The sequence below is a fragment of the Clostridium sp. C2-6-12 genome (assembly GCF_009928485.1).
Lineage (GTDB): Bacteria > Bacillota > Clostridia > Clostridiales > Clostridiaceae > Clostridium.
In genome coordinates this window covers 1-17,971 of sequence record NZ_JAABNP010000017.1, presented here as the reverse complement: position 1 = coordinate 17,971, position 17,971 = coordinate 1, and the positions used below count along the sequence as shown (strand labels likewise).

The 17,971-nt window shown below is 27.4% G+C and carries 16 protein-coding genes and 2 pseudogenes; 14 read left to right on the top strand and 4 right to left on the bottom strand.

Annotated elements, in window-relative coordinates; translation table 11 throughout:
• Nucleotides 1-79: 79 nt before the first annotated feature.
• The 4 genes from GXK56_RS14925 to GXK56_RS14910 all read left to right on the top strand — a co-directional run bounded on the left by GXK56_RS14925 (nt 80) and on the right by GXK56_RS14910 (nt 6,835).
• Complete coding sequence (locus tag GXK56_RS14925) at nt 80-874, top strand: SprT family zinc-dependent metalloprotease (protein WP_160688757.1); 795 nt, start codon at nt 80-82, stop codon at nt 872-874.
• Between the two features lie 244 nt (nt 875-1,118).
• Nucleotides 1,119-2,045: an AraC family transcriptional regulator gene (locus GXK56_RS14920; RefSeq protein WP_160688755.1), complete on the top strand. Its 927-nt coding sequence runs from the start codon at nt 1,119-1,121 to the stop codon at nt 2,043-2,045.
• A 388-nt stretch (nt 2,046-2,433) separates the two neighbouring features.
• Entirely contained in the window at nt 2,434-5,070 is a 2,637-nt protein-coding gene (locus GXK56_RS14915) for an AAA family ATPase (RefSeq protein ID WP_160688753.1), read from the top strand.
• A gap of 199 nt (nt 5,071-5,269) precedes the next feature.
• A complete protein-coding gene (locus GXK56_RS14910; RefSeq protein ID WP_160688959.1) occupies nt 5,270-6,835 on the top strand; it encodes a DNA mismatch repair protein MutS in 1,566 nt (521 codons plus the stop codon).
• A gap of 98 nt (nt 6,836-6,933) precedes the next feature.
• On the opposite strand, the gene GXK56_RS14905 is transcribed toward GXK56_RS14910, so the two are convergent.
• Nucleotides 6,934-7,362, bottom strand: a complete 429-nt coding sequence (locus GXK56_RS14905; protein WP_160688751.1) for a CBS domain-containing protein — start codon at nt 7,360-7,362, stop codon at nt 6,934-6,936.
• A gap of 231 nt (nt 7,363-7,593) precedes the next feature.
• Here GXK56_RS14905 and GXK56_RS14900 point away from each other — a divergent pair, with 231 nt between their 5' ends.
• From GXK56_RS14900 to GXK56_RS28225, 5 genes and pseudogenes are all read left to right on the top strand, one after another.
• Nucleotides 7,594-8,505 (top strand): ABC transporter ATP-binding protein, encoded by a 912-nt coding sequence (locus GXK56_RS14900; RefSeq protein WP_160688749.1) that lies wholly within the window; start codon nt 7,594-7,596, stop codon nt 8,503-8,505.
• 16 nt (nt 8,506-8,521) lie between these two features.
• Nucleotides 8,522-9,514, top strand: coding sequence for an ABC transporter permease subunit (locus tag GXK56_RS14895; protein WP_160688747.1), 993 nt, complete (start codon nt 8,522-8,524; stop codon nt 9,512-9,514).
• Nucleotides 9,515-9,550: 36 nt separating this feature from the next.
• A complete protein-coding gene (locus GXK56_RS14890; RefSeq protein ID WP_160688745.1) occupies nt 9,551-10,342 on the top strand; it encodes a GDSL-type esterase/lipase family protein in 792 nt (263 codons plus the stop codon).
• Between the two features lie 196 nt (nt 10,343-10,538).
• Nucleotides 10,539-10,817, top strand: a pseudogene (locus tag GXK56_RS28230) (MerR family transcriptional regulator); the annotation flags it as partial.
• Nucleotides 10,818-10,886: 69 nt separating this feature from the next.
• Nucleotides 10,887-11,246, top strand: a pseudogene (locus tag GXK56_RS28225) (response regulator); the annotation flags it as partial.
• Nucleotides 11,247-12,068: 822 nt separating this feature from the next.
• Here GXK56_RS28225 and GXK56_RS14880 read toward each other — a convergent pair.
• Together GXK56_RS14880 and GXK56_RS14875 are read right to left on the bottom strand one after the other, a co-directional pair.
• On the bottom strand, nt 12,069-12,329 hold the full coding sequence (locus tag GXK56_RS14880; protein ID WP_160688741.1) for a hypothetical protein: 261 nt from the start codon (nt 12,327-12,329) through the stop codon (nt 12,069-12,071).
• A 42-nt stretch (nt 12,330-12,371) separates the two neighbouring features.
• Nucleotides 12,372-12,620: a hypothetical protein gene (locus tag GXK56_RS14875; protein WP_160688739.1), complete on the bottom strand. Its 249-nt coding sequence runs from the start codon at nt 12,618-12,620 to the stop codon at nt 12,372-12,374.
• A gap of 358 nt (nt 12,621-12,978) precedes the next feature.
• Between GXK56_RS14875 and GXK56_RS14870 the strand changes: the two genes are divergently transcribed.
• The 5 genes from GXK56_RS14870 to GXK56_RS14850 all read left to right on the top strand — a co-directional run bounded on the left by GXK56_RS14870 (nt 12,979) and on the right by GXK56_RS14850 (nt 16,858).
• Nucleotides 12,979-13,866: a DUF1002 domain-containing protein gene (locus tag GXK56_RS14870; RefSeq protein ID WP_160688737.1), complete on the top strand. Its 888-nt coding sequence runs from the start codon at nt 12,979-12,981 to the stop codon at nt 13,864-13,866.
• A 344-nt stretch (nt 13,867-14,210) separates the two neighbouring features.
• On the top strand, nt 14,211-14,417 hold the full coding sequence (locus GXK56_RS14865) for an alpha/beta-type small acid-soluble spore protein (RefSeq protein ID WP_160688735.1): 207 nt from the start codon (nt 14,211-14,213) through the stop codon (nt 14,415-14,417).
• Nucleotides 14,418-14,734: 317 nt separating this feature from the next.
• Nucleotides 14,735-15,061: a DUF2500 domain-containing protein gene (locus GXK56_RS14860; RefSeq protein WP_160688733.1), complete on the top strand. Its 327-nt coding sequence runs from the start codon at nt 14,735-14,737 to the stop codon at nt 15,059-15,061.
• An 85-nt stretch (nt 15,062-15,146) separates the two neighbouring features.
• Nucleotides 15,147-16,028, top strand: a complete 882-nt coding sequence (locus tag GXK56_RS14855) for a hypothetical protein (protein WP_160688731.1) — start codon at nt 15,147-15,149, stop codon at nt 16,026-16,028.
• A gap of 59 nt (nt 16,029-16,087) precedes the next feature.
• Nucleotides 16,088-16,858, top strand: a complete 771-nt coding sequence (locus GXK56_RS14850; protein WP_160688729.1) for an AAA family ATPase — start codon at nt 16,088-16,090, stop codon at nt 16,856-16,858.
• Nucleotides 16,859-17,019: 161 nt separating this feature from the next.
• Here GXK56_RS14850 and GXK56_RS28575 read toward each other — a convergent pair whose 3' ends face one another.
• A complete protein-coding gene (locus tag GXK56_RS28575) occupies nt 17,020-17,844 on the bottom strand; it encodes a methyl-accepting chemotaxis protein (protein ID WP_160688727.1) in 825 nt (274 codons plus the stop codon).
• Between the last annotated feature and the right edge of the window lie 127 nt (nt 17,845-17,971).

The window sequence follows — 17,971 nt, the reverse complement described above, 5'->3', positions numbered from 1 at the left end:
TTATTATCTGCTACTTTTTCAATGATATTGATATAAAGTAATATAGCATTAATTAGCAGAGCAGTGTTTGGAGATATTTATGAAATTAAATTTTGAACATAGGAATAAAGAAATAGAATTTAATATAGTACGAAGAAAAAGAAAAACAATTTCTATAAAGATAGAAGAAGATGGCAATGTTATTGTAAGTGCACCTTTAAGAGTGAGCAATAAATTTATAATGGACGTTGTACAAAATAAAGCAGATTGGATAATAGAAAAGCAAATTGAAATAGAAAAAAGAGGCTCAAGAAAGCTATCTAGGGAAATAGCTGAAGGAACTACGTTTATGTATTTAGGAAAAGAATATCCTTTTTATTTAATTTTTGAAAAATATAGAAAGAATATATCTGTTGAATTTCAAACTATAACTAAAAGTGAATTCAAAAATTTTAATTTTTATAAAACCACTATAAATTCAAAAGTTACAGAAGATATTCTTCCAAGTCCAATTTTTATCATACGTACAAATACAATGGAAGAAGAAAAGATAAAAATTGCAATGGAAAAATGGTATAGAGCTGAAACTTTACAAATAGTTTCAGAAAGAATAAATTATTATTCAGATAATTTTAAGGATAAGGTTACTGAAATAAGAGTTAAGGAACAAAAAAGAAGATGGGCAAGCTGTACAGGAAAGAATGCAATATTATTTAATTGGAGAATTAGCATGGCAACAGCTGAAGTCATAGATTATATTGTAGTTCATGAAATGTGTCATATGGATCATAGAGATCATTCGAAATATTTTTGGAATAGAGTTGCAGAGATTCTTCCTGACTATAAAGAAAAGAATGAGTGGCTTAAGAGAAATGGAATAAATTTATATATATAATTGTAATGACAATCAAAGCGGACGTGTATACTAAGTCTTTTTTGGTTGTGATTTTTTTGCAATAAAAGTTATAAGTTAATAGTAAATAACTGGCAGTTGATGATATAATTATATGTACATATGTAGACTCAAAACATAAAGAATTAAAATAATATACAAAGAGTAAATACAACAAATTTATAGCAATACAGTTCAAGAACTTATTTTTGAGATAGGGTATTATAAGTTTATTGGAGGGGATAACATGGAAAGCTGGGAAATTGTAAATGCAGTGCAGAGAATGCAGGAATATATTGATGAGCATATTATGGAGGAAATTACACTGAGTCAACTTTCAAAAGTAGCAGGTTATTCTCAATGGCATAGTGCAAGAATATTTAAAAAACTTTTAAATAAAGCACCTTTTGAATATATAAGAGAACTTAGACTTAGTAAAGCTGCTTTAGTTTTAAGAGATGAACAGCCTAGAGTAATTGATGTGGCTTTTGATTTTGTATTTAGTTCACATGAAGGTTTTACTAAAGCATTTTCAAAGAAATTTGGGATTTCTCCAAGAAAATATATTCAAAATGTACCACCGATAGGTCTATTTATGCCCAGCAGTATTCGTGATTATTACCTTATCTTAGAAAAAGGAGAGAATGTTATGAATAATGAAAAGAAAGAAAGAAATACTATTTTTGTCCAAGTGGTAGAGCGTCCAAATAGAAAGTTATTATTAAAGAGAGGAATAAAAGCAACAGAATATTTTGCTTATTGTGAAGAAGTTGGTTGCGATGTTTGGGGAGTTCTTACAAGTGTAAAAGAAGCTTTATATGAGCCAGTAGGCTTATGGCTTCCGGATCATTTAATAATGGAAGATACTTCAAAATATGTTCAGGGGGTTGAAGTGCCATTAGATTATAGTAATGAAATTCCAGAAGGCTTTGACCTTATAGAACTTCCTCCATGCAAAATGATGGTGTTTCAAGGGGAGCCATATGAGGATGATGAGAATTTTGAATGTGAAATTTCAAATGTGTGGGAAGCAATAGAAAATTATAACCCGGAAATTTATGGCTTCCAATGGGCAGAGCAGGAAGCCCCAAGATTTCAACTTGCACCAATGGGGTATAGGGGATATATTGAAGCTAGACCAGTAAAAGCAATAAACAATAAGGATAAAAAGTAAAGGAAATAAATCAAATTATAAAATATGTTTGAAATGATGATTAATTTGGAGACATATTTGCATAATAAGATTAGAAATGCTGTAATATTTGTGAAGAGTATTGCAGTATTTTTTATTAGAAAGATTAAAGTTATATTTTTATAAATACATACAAAATTAAATTATTTATATTTTATGAAAAGGTTATAATATGAAAAAAATTAGACTTGTGATATAATTTTGAAGGGATAGAATTTAAAGTTTGGGTAATTTTAGCTTCGAAATATATAGCTAAAGATACAGTAAATAAATAGCTTAACAGTTGTAATTTCAATAAATTATATATTTTAATTTGAAATATATATTAAAGAGTAAAGACATAATTGTTGTGCTTTGGAGGGAGGAAAATATGGACTATACTAATCTACATGATAAAAATCAATTTGATAAATTTCAAAGCGAGATACAACAGTTTAATAATAACTGTAATTATAATAAATCAATACCAATATTATTAGAGTCCATAAAATGTTTTAAAGACCATCCAGGATTGCATTATCTTTTAGCTCTTACGTACTATAATTGCAAAGAGTATTTAAAAGCAACTGAATGTCTAAAAACAGCTATTTATTATGATGAAAATAATAATAAATATTTAGGACTCATTGGGTGCTGTTTTTTTCAAATAAATGATTTTGAAAGTGCATATAATTATTCAAAAAAAGCTTATGAATTAGATAACTATAACTTAGATGCAATAATTACTTTGGGAAAAATAGAGTTAGTTAGACACAACTATGATGAAGCACTTCAATATGCTAAATTAGCTGTAGAAATTGAGGAAGAAAATTTTAAAGCAATACGTTTGCTTAGTAAATGTTATATAGCGCAAGGTGAAGAAGAAAGTGAAATTTTAGAAATATTAAATAAGGCAAGAAATCTTGGAAATGATGAAGATCTTGATTTTGATATAATTAAATATTTATATATCAATGGAGATTATTATGAATGTTTACAAGAGTGCAAAAAAAGCATAATGGAAAATACAAATTCCTATATTGCACAAAAAGCATCTAAATATGTTTCAAAAATATATGAAAAAGTAATGCGCAATAAAACTAAAATAAATCAAGAATTAGTGGCAGAAAGCGAAAATACTCAATCCAATAAGGAAGATGTTAAAGATGAATTTCATATAAATGAAGGACGATTGAAATCTTCTGTTGATGATATTATAGATATGGGATTTAAAAATGAAGATTTAAATGAAAATAAAGATGAAGAAAACCTAAATAAAGATTCAAATAGTAATGAAGCATCAAAACAATCAAAAGATAAATCTGAAAGACGTGCAAATAATAAAAGACGGGCTGCAGAAAATGAAGAAGAAGTTGAAAGTAGAACTTCTTCTTCACTAGAAGAAGCACTAGAAAAACTTGAGTCCTTGATTGGCTTAGAAAATGTAAAATCAGAAGTTACAAGAATAGTTCAACTTATTAAATATGAAAATAACAGGGCAAATGTACTTGGGATCGAAAAAAGTATGAATCAATCCTATCATTTTGCATTTTTAGGAAACCCAGGAACAGGAAAGACTACAGTTGCCAGATTAATAGGGGATATATTTTATTATTTAGGTATTTTAGAAAAAGGTCAATTGGTGGAAGTTGATAGAAGTGCAATAGTTGGTAGATATGTAGGTGAAACTGCAAAGCTTACTAAAAAGGCGATAGATAATGCTATGGGAGGAATTCTCTTTATAGATGAAGCCTATTCTTTAGCAAAGGGTGGAGAAGGTAGTAATGATTATGGGGCAGAGGCTATTGAGGTATTGATTAAAGCAATGGAGGATAATAGAGATAAATTTACAGTTATTTTAGCTGGATATACAAAGGAAATGCAGAATTTATTGAAATTAAATCCAGGACTTAAAAGCAGAATTAATTTAGATATCGAATTTGAGGATTATAAGGATTATGAATTGCTTGATATAGCTAAGAGCATGGCAGATAGTGACTATTACAAGTTTAATGAAGAAGGTGAAAAAGCCTTTTTGGAAAAGATTAAAATAGAGCAAGTGGATGAAAATTTTGCTAATGCCAGAGTTGCTAGAAATATATTAGAATCTGCAATTAGGGAAAAGGCATTTAGAATTGGCGATAGTGAAGTTTCAAAAGAAGAATTAATAACTTTAACTCCAGAGGATTTTGGAATAGATCTTGATTTTAATGCTCGTGATAAGATGAAAGAATTACAAGAAGAATTAGATAACTTAGTTGGACTAGAAGCTGTTAAAAACATTGTAAAAGGAATAATAAATACGTTAGAGCTTCAGCATAGGAAAAAAGAAATGGGAATTGAATCGGAGGATATTTCTTTAAATATGATATTTTCAGGAAACCCAGGTACAGGAAAAACAACAGTAGCAAGAATTATTGGTAAGATTTTAAAAGCTATTGGTGTTCTAAAGAAGGGGCATATGATTGAAGTTACACGTTCCGATTTGGTTGGAGAATACGTTGGACAGACTGCTCCAAAGACTTTAAGTAAAATTAAAGAAGCTTATGGAGGAGTATTATTTATTGATGAAGCATATAGCTTAAATGGAAGTGGCTCCAATGATTTTGGGAAGGAAGCTATAGCAACCTTAATAAAAGAAATGGAGGATAATCGAGATAAGCTGGTAGTTATAATGGCTGGATATACTAAGGAAATGAAAGATTTATTGAATTTAAATCCAGGTATAGATAGTAGAATTAAATTTACAATAGATTTTTCAGATTACAATCCAGAGGAGTTAATGGAAATATTTGAAGGATTGAGTAAAAGGGAAAGCTATGTACTTTCTGAAGAAGCTAAAGAAGAATTGAAGACTAAATTTATAAAGGAATATGAAAATAAAGATAAGAATTTTGGAAATGGACGATTAGTTAGAAAGTATTTTGAAACTATAAAAATGAAACAAGCTGATAGGGTGATTAAAGAAGATATCAGAGATAAGGAAGAAATTCTTAAAATTATTTTAGAGGATGTAATTGAAGTATAAATAATAACCTTGGTATGTGATAGACACCAAGGTTATTGTTTTTTATGCTTTTTCTAAATAATTGGATTTCATAATATGAATAGTGACTGTTTAACCATGAATTTTTATATATGTTTGACATGTTTTTGTAGGAATACTATAATAAAGGAATGTTTTGAATATGAAAAAAATGGTGCTTTATAGAAAGGATATAAACTATATGTTAAATGCTAATGTGAGTAAAAGTTTTATAAAAAGAGACCTTAATAGAACAAAGGATAAGCACAGAAATTTTGAACAAATAAGAACCTTGTATGATTTAAGTAAAAAAAATGAATTTACTATTGATGACCAAACTTGGGATGATTTAATAATGAATGAAGTATTTCATGAATTAGATAGAACTTATTCTACAGAAGGAGAAGCAGCTTTATATAAAATGCTTAGAAATCCAGTGATGAATGAGGAGGAGCTAAAAGAAAGAGGAAAACTAATTAATTTATTTAAAGAAGATATAGAGTTGACAGTTAAGCTTAGAGGAATATTTTATAATATGATTTTTGATAGCAAAAATAGATTATTAGAAATGATAAATGAATTACTTTATATTAGTAAGTTCAAGTATTATTTTTATTCATTCTTAGGATTTGTACCAGTACTTTTAATAGCTGGAGCTATAATATTTAAGGAACCTAAATTAATGATAGCATTAATGATAGATATATTTTTGCATATGTATATACATAATAAAGAAGGAGATACAATTTCTGCAGTTGGTCTTATTTATTTAAGAGATTTAATCGTAGCCGCCAATAGGTTATCTGGAATAAAAAATCAAGAAATAAAAAATTATACCACAAAGATTAGAGATTTATTAAAGGATGTAAGCCATATAGATAGATCAACAAGGATACTTACTGCAATTAATTCTTTTGGTGGTTTGTTAGAAATACTTTCAATTCCGTTTTTAATAGAAGAAAGTACATATTACAGAGTAAGTGAACAATTGAATAAAGAAAAAGATAAGATATTTGAATTATATTATTTAGTTGGAGAACTTGATGCTTTAACTTCAGTTGCAATTTATAAAAGCAATAATGATAAATGCAGCAAACCAAAATTTATCAAGGAAACTTCTTTAAAAATTACAGAAGGAATACATCCACTTTTAAAGAAGCCTGTTGCAAATTCAATTAGTATTTCCAAAAAGGGAATTGTTTTGACAGGTACAAATATGTCTGGAAAATCTACTTTTTTAAGAATGATAAGTGCTAACATACTTTTAGCTCAAACTTTTAATTTTGTTTTAGCAAGGGAATATGAAGCATGCTTTTTAAATGTTGTATCATCCATTAGTCCAAAGGATGACATAGTAAAGGGGAAGAGCTATTATCTTGCGGAAGCAGAAGCTATTTTAAGAATAATAAAAGCTTCAGAAGGAGAAGTTCCTGTATTTTGCCCAATTGATGAAATATTTAGAGGGACAAATCCCCTTGAAAGAATATCTTCTTCAGCTGAAATACTTAATTATATTAATAAGAGAAATGGTATCTGCATTGTAGCTACTCATGATAGAGAACTTTCAGATATGCTTAAGGAAAATTATGATTTTTACTATTTCAGTGAAGATGTAGATAGTGAAAATGGCTTGAAATTTGATTACAAACTTAAAAAAGGAATTTCTAAAACAAGAAATGCTATTAAACTTTTGGAATATGTAGGTTATCCAGAAGAAATTATTCAAAATGCATTTAAGAGAGTTGAAAAGATGGAAGGTTACGTTTAAAAAACTTAGTGGAAAAATGAGTTAAATAATATAGGATGTTGTGAAAATACTTAAAAAGTTATTTTGCAGCATCCTATATTGCTATATGTAGTGTTAAATTAAAATTGGTTTTTTGCTGGTTCAGAAATGTTTTTTAGAGCCTCTTCAGCATTATCTTGTAATGTAGGTTCTACTGAAATATCACCTAAAGAAACTATTCCAACAAGATGGTTATTTTCAACAATAGGAAGTCTTCTTATTTGTTGTTCACTCATTATTTTCGCTGCATCATGAACATCCATATCAGGGCTTCCTGTGACAGGATTTGAAGTCATAACTTCACTGATTTTTTGGTTATTTCCATTGCTACCTGTAGCAACTGTTCTTAAGATAATATCTCTATCTGTAATCATTCCAACTACTTTTTCTTGATTACAAACTGGTATTGAACCTACATCGAATTGTTTCATCATTTGAGCAGCTCTTTCAACAGAATCCTCTGAATTTAAACTTACTATACTATTTGTCATTATATCTTTCACTAACATGTAACTCACCTCCTAAAATAGATTGCCCAGTAATATATTTTTTATTTATGGCATTATAAAATTTATATTTATTTAAACGTTGACAAATATTTTAATATTAAATAATATGAGAGGTAATAAATGATTATATAAGATCTAACAGAAAACTTCTAATTTATGTATTTAACTAGAACCTATATAATAAATATCATTCACGTTATGGTCAAATGAAGAAAAGGAGAGAATTAAATTATGGGAAAAAATATTCTTCTTGTTGATAATGTTTCAAAGATTATAAATAAAAAAAGTATTGTTAAGGATGTAAGTTTTTCCATAGATCAAGGAGAAGTTTTAGGATTTTTAGGACCAAATGGAGCTGGAAAATCAACTACTTTAAGAATGATAGTTGGCCTTTCAAAACCTACTTCTGGGAACATAGAAATTTGTGGTCATTCAATAACTAAAGATTATATAAAAGCAATGTCTAATATAGGATGTATTATTGAGGGACCTGATTTATATAACTATATGAGCGGATTGGATAATCTTAAAATGCTTGCATCTATGAATGAAGGTATTTCTGAAAAAGTTATATACGAGATTATTGAGCTTGTTGGCTTAAAAAATAGAATTAAAGATAAGGTTAATACTTATTCTTTAGGAATGAAACAAAGATTGGGATTGGCTCAAGCACTTATAAATGATCCTAAGCTTCTTATTTTAGACGAACCAACTAATGGTTTGGATCCAGCAGGAATAAATGAATTTAGAAATATAGTGAAAACTTTAGCCAAGGAAAAAAATATATCTGTACTTGTATCCAGTCATTTAATGTCAGAAATAGAGTTGATATGCGACAAGGTATCAATAATAAGCCATGGTTCTATCATAAAGAATGCGACGGTAGATGAATTAATAAATACTAAAGAGGTAGCTTGGAAACTTGATGATAATGAACGAGGTAAAAAAATTTTAAAAGATATATGGAAAATAGATTCACAAATATCAGGAGAAAATCTGGAAGCAGAAGTTGATTTATATAAATTGGGTGAAATAAATAATTCGTTTTTTAAAGAAGGACTTATGATCACTTATGTAACAAATAAAAATAGAACGTTGGAAGATTTATTTTTAAGATTAACTGAAGGAAATGAAATTACTTAAAAGTGAGGTGACAAATTTGTTAAAATTAATAGAAAATGAAGTAAACAAAATGCTATTTAAAAAGAAATTTTTACTTATAAGTGGAATTTTATTAGTTTTAATTTCATTGTTTGCATATGGAGAAAATTATAAATATAACAATACTATTAATAGATATACCCAAATGAATTCCCAAACACAAAGTTATGAATGGCAGCAATTGGTGAAACAGCAAATATCTGATTTAAAAAACAGGCATATTAACGAGTTGAATAAAAAATCAAATAATATTGAAATAGAAAGACTTCAATATTATTTAGACAATAATATAAATCCAATAACTCCAAATGCAGCAAAATTTACAATTAATTTTATGAACCAATCTATATTTTTGTTTTTACCTCTACTTGTAATAATTCTTGCAGGAGATATTGTTTCGGGAGAGTTTTCCTCAAAGACAATTAAATTTCTTTTAACGAGGGCTGTTCCAAGATGGAAAATTCTTTTGAGTAAGTACATAGCTGTCATAATTATGTCAACACTAATGATTATAGAAACTGCTATAATTTGTATTATAGTGTCTACAATCACTTTTCAGATAGGAGGATGGTTTGAGCCAGTAGCTACAGGCTTTAAAGTTGTTGGAGAAAAGCTGGATGCCTCAAATGTAATAAAGATTTATCAATGGCAAAATGCAGTTTTGGTTTATTCTTTAGGATGGATTTCTATGATTACAGTAGCTAGTATATCTTTTATGGTTTCAGTATTAGTTAGAAGTACAGCCACTTCAATTGGAATTATGATGGCTTCTTTAATTACAGGAAGTTTTCTACAATTTTTCTTGTCAGATTGGCCTTTAGTTAAATATTATTTTGCAATAAACTTGAATCTAGCCAAATACTTGAGAGGATCCTATGAAGTTATTCCAGGAATGAACTTTAATTTTTCAATAATAGTATTGTTTTTTTGGATAGGGTTATCTTTAATTGTGAGCTTTAGGAGATTTACTAAACAGGATATATTAGTTTAAGAATTTATTGTAATATAAGATATAATGGAGGAAGTCATGTATAAGAAGATAATTTGGAAGTTAATTTTATTCTTATCAATAATAAGTGCTATAGTTTTTTCTGTCAGTGTTATAATATCTGGTAAAATAACAAATGGTACTAATAAAGAAGAAACATCAGTTAAGAATAATCAACCTGAAAGTAATAATGAATCAACTTTTAGTGATACAGGTGATGCATTTAATATTTTAGTTTTAGGAGATTCATTAGCAAAGGGAACAGGTGATGAAACAGGAGCAGGTTTTGCCCAAGAATTTGCAAAAGCATGGAGTGCTCAAAACAACAAAAAAGTAGAAACTAGCAATATGGCCATAAATGGAGATGTTTCTTCAGGATTATTAACAGTGGTACAAAAAGAAGAAATATTAAAATCAGTAGAATTATCTAATTTAATATTTATTTCTATAGGTGGAAATGAAGTGAAAGCATTTCAAAGCAATATAAAGGATGCAAATGCAGCAGATGTGAAGATAGTTCAAGATAAATATTTAAGTAATTTAAAGGAAATTATGAATTTAATACAAAGTAAAAACAAGAAATGTAAAATTGTATTTATAGGGTTATACAATCCTTTTGGAGAGGAAATTAGTCAAGAAAATTTAAAAACACTATATGAATGGAATTTTAAAACAGAGGAACTTTTATCATTATATCCCAATACAGTATTTATTCCAACCTATGATCTTTTTAAATATAATTTAGATAATTATCTTGCACAAGATAAATTTCATCCTAACTCAAAGGGGTATAAGGCTATTTCTAATAGGATATTAGAAGTAATCAAATAATAACTATAGTTTATAAAAAAATAATATTATTAATTGAAATATGGCATCTTCACGAAAAAGTGAAGGTGCCATATTTTTTTGCAAAAGAATATAAAGGGTAATATTTTTATTGACCTTGGTGTAACACGAAGGCTTATAATTATTTATAATATCAGATATTAATAAAATTTTCCTAGTTAGACGGGAGTTGATTTTTGTGTACACAATAGGAGAAATATCAAAAATAGTTAACGTATCACCAAATACTTTAAGATACTACGATGAAATTGGATTACTTAAACCAAGTCTTATACAAAATAACAATCAATATAGATATTATTCAGATATGCAAATAAAGAAGCTTGTTTTCATTTTAGAATTAAAACAATATGGTTTTACCTTAGGAGAAATTAAAGAATTAATGCGCAATGAAAACAAACAGAAATTTAAACAAATGTTAGAGGAAAAACATATTAAGCTGAATAAGGAAATAGTAAGACTTAAAAGTAATTCTATTCTTATAGAAAAAAGAATTAGCCAAATTATTCATGAGGAGAAATTAAATATGGAGGGTAAAAAAATTCTTATTGTAGATGATTTAGAACTTGCAAGGATTATGATTAAAAATATTATAGAAGATCAAGGATATATATCAGTTGCAGAGGCAGGTAATGGAAAAGAAGCAATAGAGGCATACGAACAATTTAAACCTAATCTTGTTATTATGGATATAGTTATGCCTATTATGGATGGAATAGATGCTGTTAAAGAAATTACTAAAAAATATTTTGATGCAAAAATAATCATGTGTTCAGCAATGAGCAATATTTCGGTAATATTAGATAGCATTAAAGCTGGGGCTTTAGATTTTATTTCAAAACCAATATCAAGTGACAGTTTGATTAAATCAATAGAAAGAAATCTTGAAAATAATCATGTTTTTGAAATAGGTAAATTTGACAATATATTTAATAATATAACAGAAGAAAGTAAAGAATTTATAGTTAATAAGCCTTTGCTGCAAAAAGATATAAATATATTTATTTATGAAATATTACAAAGTGACTTTAAAGATCATATAATTATAGATTTCATTAATAAAATTTGTAGTGATTATATTAAATTCGATAAATATTTAATTAATCAGTCTCTTGAAATTGAAGAAAATATTACTTTTTATTTAAAAGATAAAATAAAAGAGATTTTATCAGACTTTTCAAATTATTTATTTGAGAAAGAAAATAAGAAATTTATGATAAACCTATTAACAGTAGAAAGTATTACTATGAGTGAGTTCAGAACGTTATTAAGCAAAGGCGATAGAATAGGAACAATTAGAGTTAATGATTCTCATTCAAATATTTATGTTCATTTAAATAGTTATATTAATAAAGAAGATGATATTTTAAATGAAATTAATAACTTTATCGTAAGCATACTTAAAAAAACTTTTATTGAAAACGTAAATGCTGATATAATTCCAATCAATAAAACGTATTGTGAGTTAGCAGATGATTATTCGGTTGTATTAGTTTCTTTTGAAATAAAAGCTAATGAAGGAGCTAGAAATTTAATAGAAATAAGTATTCCACATTACCTTTTGGAAGGTTTAACAGAGAGATATAATATTCAATAGGAAATTTACTATGAAGGTTAAACTAAGAAAATTATATGCTTAAATTATGGTCAAAATTGATGCTAATCTAATGTAGACAGAGACGAACCCTGCCTACATTAGATTAAAAAATTACTCTTCTTTTAAATCATAATTATCAGGAGAAATCATATCTTGTGTATAATCAAATTCTGCATTAGATATATTATTAACAACAATATTATCATTTGCTGGATTAGGCATGTTTATTGGAAAATCTACGCCAGTTGCACTTTCTACATCGTCTTCACTTGGATGATAATTTGTTCTCATTTTTGGTAAATATGGATTAACAAATGCATTTTTCTCGTCATCTCTTACATTTGAAGTAAGAGATTTTTTTTCTTTATTCATAATATCACTCCTTAATTAAATTTTCAAATATGAATACAAAGGTTATATTTCACCCTTATATTCAAATTCCTTATCATCTTTATTCATGTTTGAATATTTTGATAATGTTGGAATTTTCTCAGTTGTATCTGAAACATTTTTTGCATTTGAATATAAATCATCTTTTAAAGAGCTATGATTTATATTTCTTAAATAAGAAGAAGGATTTGTTTCAGGTGAATGTATGTCAGTTAAGATTTCCACATCATAATCTCCAGGAGTTGGATTATAAGGTGTTTTTTCTTTACTCATAAGATTAATCACTCCTAACATAATAATTTAGAAAATATATAATATCCTAGACAAAAGCATAGTTAATTTATTTACAGGATTATTATTTGATAAAATAAGTATATTAATACGTAAAATATTCAGGTTTAAAATGTATTAATTTGGATATAATCATTTGAAAGGCTATAAATAAGAATTTGTTTATAATTATATGAAAATAATTTTCTAGCTGATGATAATGTGTTTTTAATAAGAAATATTAATATAAAAGTAATATATTCATAAATAAAAATTAATTATTTATATGCTATAATGTACAAGAAATAATGAAATAAAAATTTTAGTATTTATTTTACAGCACAAAAAGGAGAACAAAATAATGAAATTTAAATCATTTATGTCAAAAGCTATAATATCATCTTTAAGCTTAAGTATTTTATTTACATCCCTTCCTGGGATTCCAGTTTTTGCAGATTCATTTAAATCTGTCACTTTAGGAGGAGATCTAAATGAAGCTCAGAAGAAGGATATGTTAAAATACTTTGGAGTAAGTAAAAATGATGCCAATATATTAGAAGTAACATCTGAGGAGGAGCATAAATATTTAGGTAAGGTTGCCTCAGAAGCTCAACTTGGAAATAAATCAATATCCTGTTCTTATGTTGAACCTACAGAAAAGGGCGGAATAGTTGTAACTACTGAAAATCTTACTTGGGTTAATGATGGTATGATAAAAAATGCATTGATTACAGCAGGAATTGAAAATGCAAAGGTTAAGGCATCAGCACCTTTTAAAGTATCAGGAACTGCAGCACTTACAGGAATCTTAAAGGGTTTTGAAAATAGCACTACAGGGAAAAAGATTGATGAAAATAAGAAGGAAGCTGCTAATGAAGAATTAGTTACTACTGGAGATATTGGTGAAAAAATCGGACAAAACGATGCTACTAACTTAATGAATAATATTAAGAAGGAAGTAATAAAAGAAAAACCAGGAACTGAAAAAGAAATAAATAAGATAGTAGATAAAGCTACTGAACAATATAAATCAAATTTATCTGAAGAGGACATCGCAAATATAAAAGCTGTGATGAAAAAAATAAATAATTTAGATCTTAACTATAATAATTTAAAAGATCAATTAGATGATGTAACTAAACAATTAAAAGATAAATTAAATACTGAAGAAGCTAAAGGTTTTTTTGCAAAATTAGAAAAAATGTTTTCAGAATTATTGGAAACAGTAAAAGGAGCTTTTTCAAAATAATATACTATAAATTTTATAGTATATAAAAATATTCGATTTAGGGAAAAGTTGTCTAAACCTCTAATATTTTTAAGGTCTAGACAATTTGTTTTTATGAAATTATGGTTTTACAGTAATTATTTAAGTGAAAAATCTGTAAAAGTAAACTAATAATATAATAAGAAAGGTAAATTATCAAAAGCAAGCTAAAAGAGTGTTTGAATTCTATTATTGCTAACAATTTTATAGAGTATTATTCGTATGGCTGGTTAATATAATAGTGCAAAGCAAATTTAAAATAAATTGAAAAGTAAATTTATTTTAGAGTGTAAAGCAAAATTATATTATTTAAGGAGGAGATAGTTATGAGTTCAAACAATAGTGGAAGCAACAGAACTTTAGTACCAGAAGCAAAAGCAGGTTTAAACAGATTAAAAACTGAAGTGGCATCAGAAGTAGGCTTACAAGATTATGAAAACATAGATAAAGGTAATCTTTCTTCAAGACAAAATGGTAGTGTAGGTGGAGAAATGGTTAAGAGAATGATAGAAAGCTACGAAAGAGGACTATAGTAGCTAGATAATTAATGGATAGCAGTTATACAGCTGATTAAAAAATTTGCTGTGTAACTGCTATTTTATTGTAGGAGGTTAACTAAAATCAAATTTACTTTAGCTACAAAGAAGGAAACTCTATAATGAACTTATGATGTTCAAGAAAAATATTGCTTTTTGAAAAAAGTTAACGCATTTGGAAGGTTATAGTATATAATTTGATTGTAAAGTATTATCCGTAAATCAATAAAATTTTTATTGGCTTAAGGAGGAAAAAATAAATTAGAAAATAAATGGGATGGAATAACCTTATAAATATAAAATGGAGGCATTATATGATTGGTTTTCAATTAATATTTTTTGTTACTTTAGTATTTATTATTTTTAACTTAATTAGCACATATGTAAAAAATGAAAAATCTCCTGTTATAGCAACAAAAGCACAATTAATTAAGAAAAAAACAGATACTAATATACAAACAGATTCTAATGGAATGACTACAACAACTGAAACCTTGATTTTAATTTTTCAACTGGATACAGGCAGTGAAATTAAATTTGTTGTTGGAGGACGAGTATATAGAACTATTTCAGAAAATGAATGGGGAACATTAACTTTTCAAGGTACACGTTTCTTAAAGTTTGAGTCAAAGATGGGATAATAGAAAAATAAAGTATGATTTTTTTTGTTAAACTTTTATATTGGTGACTGTCACCAAAATTTTGAGAATTTAAGGAGTTATATTTATGGAAAACAAATTTATGGAGGACTTATTTCTTCAAATTGGTAAAACCTTTGCTGAAATTAGTAGTGAAGGACAATATAAGACAATGAAAAAGTATAGGAAGTTATATGGAAATGAGGAGAATAAATCTAAGGAAAGAATAAAATCAAATATTATAATTAATCCGGAAGATAAAGATGTGGTATATAAATATTTTTATAAAGGACTTGATATAATATCTCAAGGAGCAGTGCCAGAATATTTACAAATTGAATTAGACTATGAACTTCATAGAATTGCTTTAAGGTCTGAGATAGATGATGTTAGTCTTAGAGCCTTGCATGTGGTAAAAAGAATTTTAATAGATTATCAAGTTGGAAATTTTAAGTGGGAGGATTTTTCTGCTTTATCAGTATATTTTACTAACCCTAATGTTCGTAATAAATTATTTCCGCTATTTAAGGAAAGTGGTTTCTTTATAGAGGATGAACTAGGAAAAATATATAACGAAGAATGTGAAATAAGCCAAGAATTGACTATTGAAGAATTAAAAGAAGCTAATGAAAGTTTGAACATAAAAATTAATGATGAAGAAGTAAAGGAATGTATAGATAGGAATATCAAAGATTCAAGAATCTTAATAGCACAATATAAAGAAATTGTAATAGGTACGATTGTTTTTAAGGAGAATATAAGAGAGTCGGTAGATAAAGAAATATTAAATTATGATATTAATGATATGAAAATTGACAAGCTATATGAAGGAAAAGGCGTAGCAAAATTTCTGATTTGGGGTGTATATGATAGGTTAGTTAGTGTATCTGGAAATGGCGTTAAGTTCAATATTATTGAACCAGGTGGTACAAGTATTATTATGAAATGTAAAGCAAAAATGAACAATTAAATAATTAAAAGAATCAGCAAGAAATTAAAGAAAATATGAGGGTATGAGGGATATGGTCTATGGATATATTAAAAAATGCACAATATTTAAGAAGTATAGAATTAAAAAGAAATAAGATTGAATGTTTTGAGGAGTATCCATTTTGTATACCATCAATTAAAAATTTAACCAATTTAGAATTTCATCCAAAGGTAACATTTATAATAGGAGAAAATGGTACAGGAAAATCAACAATTTTAGAAGCTATAGCAACAGCCTATGGTTTTAACCCAGAAGGTGGGACTAAAAACTTTAATTTTTCTTCAAGGGATACACATTCAGAAATGCAGCAATATGTAAGATTAATTAAAGGATTAGTAATGCCTAAAGATGGATTTTTTTTAAGAGCTGAAAGTTTTTATAATTTTGCAAGTAATGTGGACGATCTTGATATGGAGGATCTACATAACGGAACATCTAGACTTTTAAGTTCCTACGGAGGAACATCTCTACATAACCAATCACATGGTGAGTCATTTTTTTCAGTATTTATGAATAGATTTTCAGGAAGAGGATTATATATATTAGATGAACCAGAAGCAGCACTGTCTCCATCGCGTCAAATGGCTATGATTTCAAGAATGCATGATTTAATTAAAGCTGGATCACAATTTATTATAGCTACACATTCTCCTATTATAATGGCATATCCTGATTCGATAATTTATGAAATTAGAAATGAAATAAAAACTGTTAAGTATGAAGAAACTGGGCATTATCAAGTTATGAAGAGTTTTATTAATAATACAGAAAGTTTGTTGGACATACTTTTAAGCAGAAATAATAATTAGTTTTAGATTAAAATAAGCTTGAATATATTCAGGGTAAATATATCCAAGCTTATTTGTGATAATTATAGTAAGATGTTTGTTAAATAAAATAATCCATGTCTTACTCTAAAGAGTTTTTTTATATTAGAATATGAAAAAAATATGTATAAAGCAGAACAAGATTATACAATAGTAGCATTTAAAAGTTTTGTTGATAGTTCGCTTAGACGCTGGCTTCCAAGAGATAGCTGTTCTGCTTGAGCAGAGTTCACCTCACCAGTGGTATAAAACTCATTACAAACATTTATGATACTGTTTATATTTTCAGTTATTGTTGCTAAAGTTTCATTTATTTGTCCAGTTGAACTTTTGCTGCTTTCTGCAAGTTTTCGTATTTCACTAGCTACAACAGTAAAGCCTCGTCCATGTTCCCCAGCACGTGATGCTTCGATTGCTGCATTTAAACCCAAAAGGTTAGTAGTATTAGCTATGCTAGTGATATATTGAATTATTGTATCCATGCTTTTAATACCAAGTTGAGTTTGTTCAACTAAAGTATTAACATTGTGGCTATTAGATGTTAATTCATGAGTAGAACTTGCCAATTCTTCAGAAGACGCTGTTAATTCTTCAGAAAACGCTTGCAATTCACTTACAATATCAAATATTTCCTGTTCTTTTTCTTGAGAAACAGCAATATTGATTGTACTTACAATATTATTAGTATCAGGATTAATAACAGGAATACTATAAGCAGATATTGGGAAACCATAAACTTCTTTTGGAATTTTTGCTGATTCTTTTTTTCTAGAACTTAATGCTTTTTGTGTAAGAGGGTCATTGGCGATTAATCCACCTTCTGATATATTAAGCTTAAATGTTTTCGCTTGTTGTACAAATATTAATTTATTTGTATCAGAAATACATATAGCAGCATCAGAATAAAATAAATTAGGAATTACAGTAAATACTGTTTTTAAGGCTGTTAATAACTCTTCATCTTTCATAATTGTTTTGCACGTCTCCTTTTTATTTTAAGCACATAATAATGTTTGAGTTGTTAATATATTTATACTAAGATAGGTTGTTGAATAAATAGAATCTGTAAAAAATAAATAAGCCATTCCTTTGTGA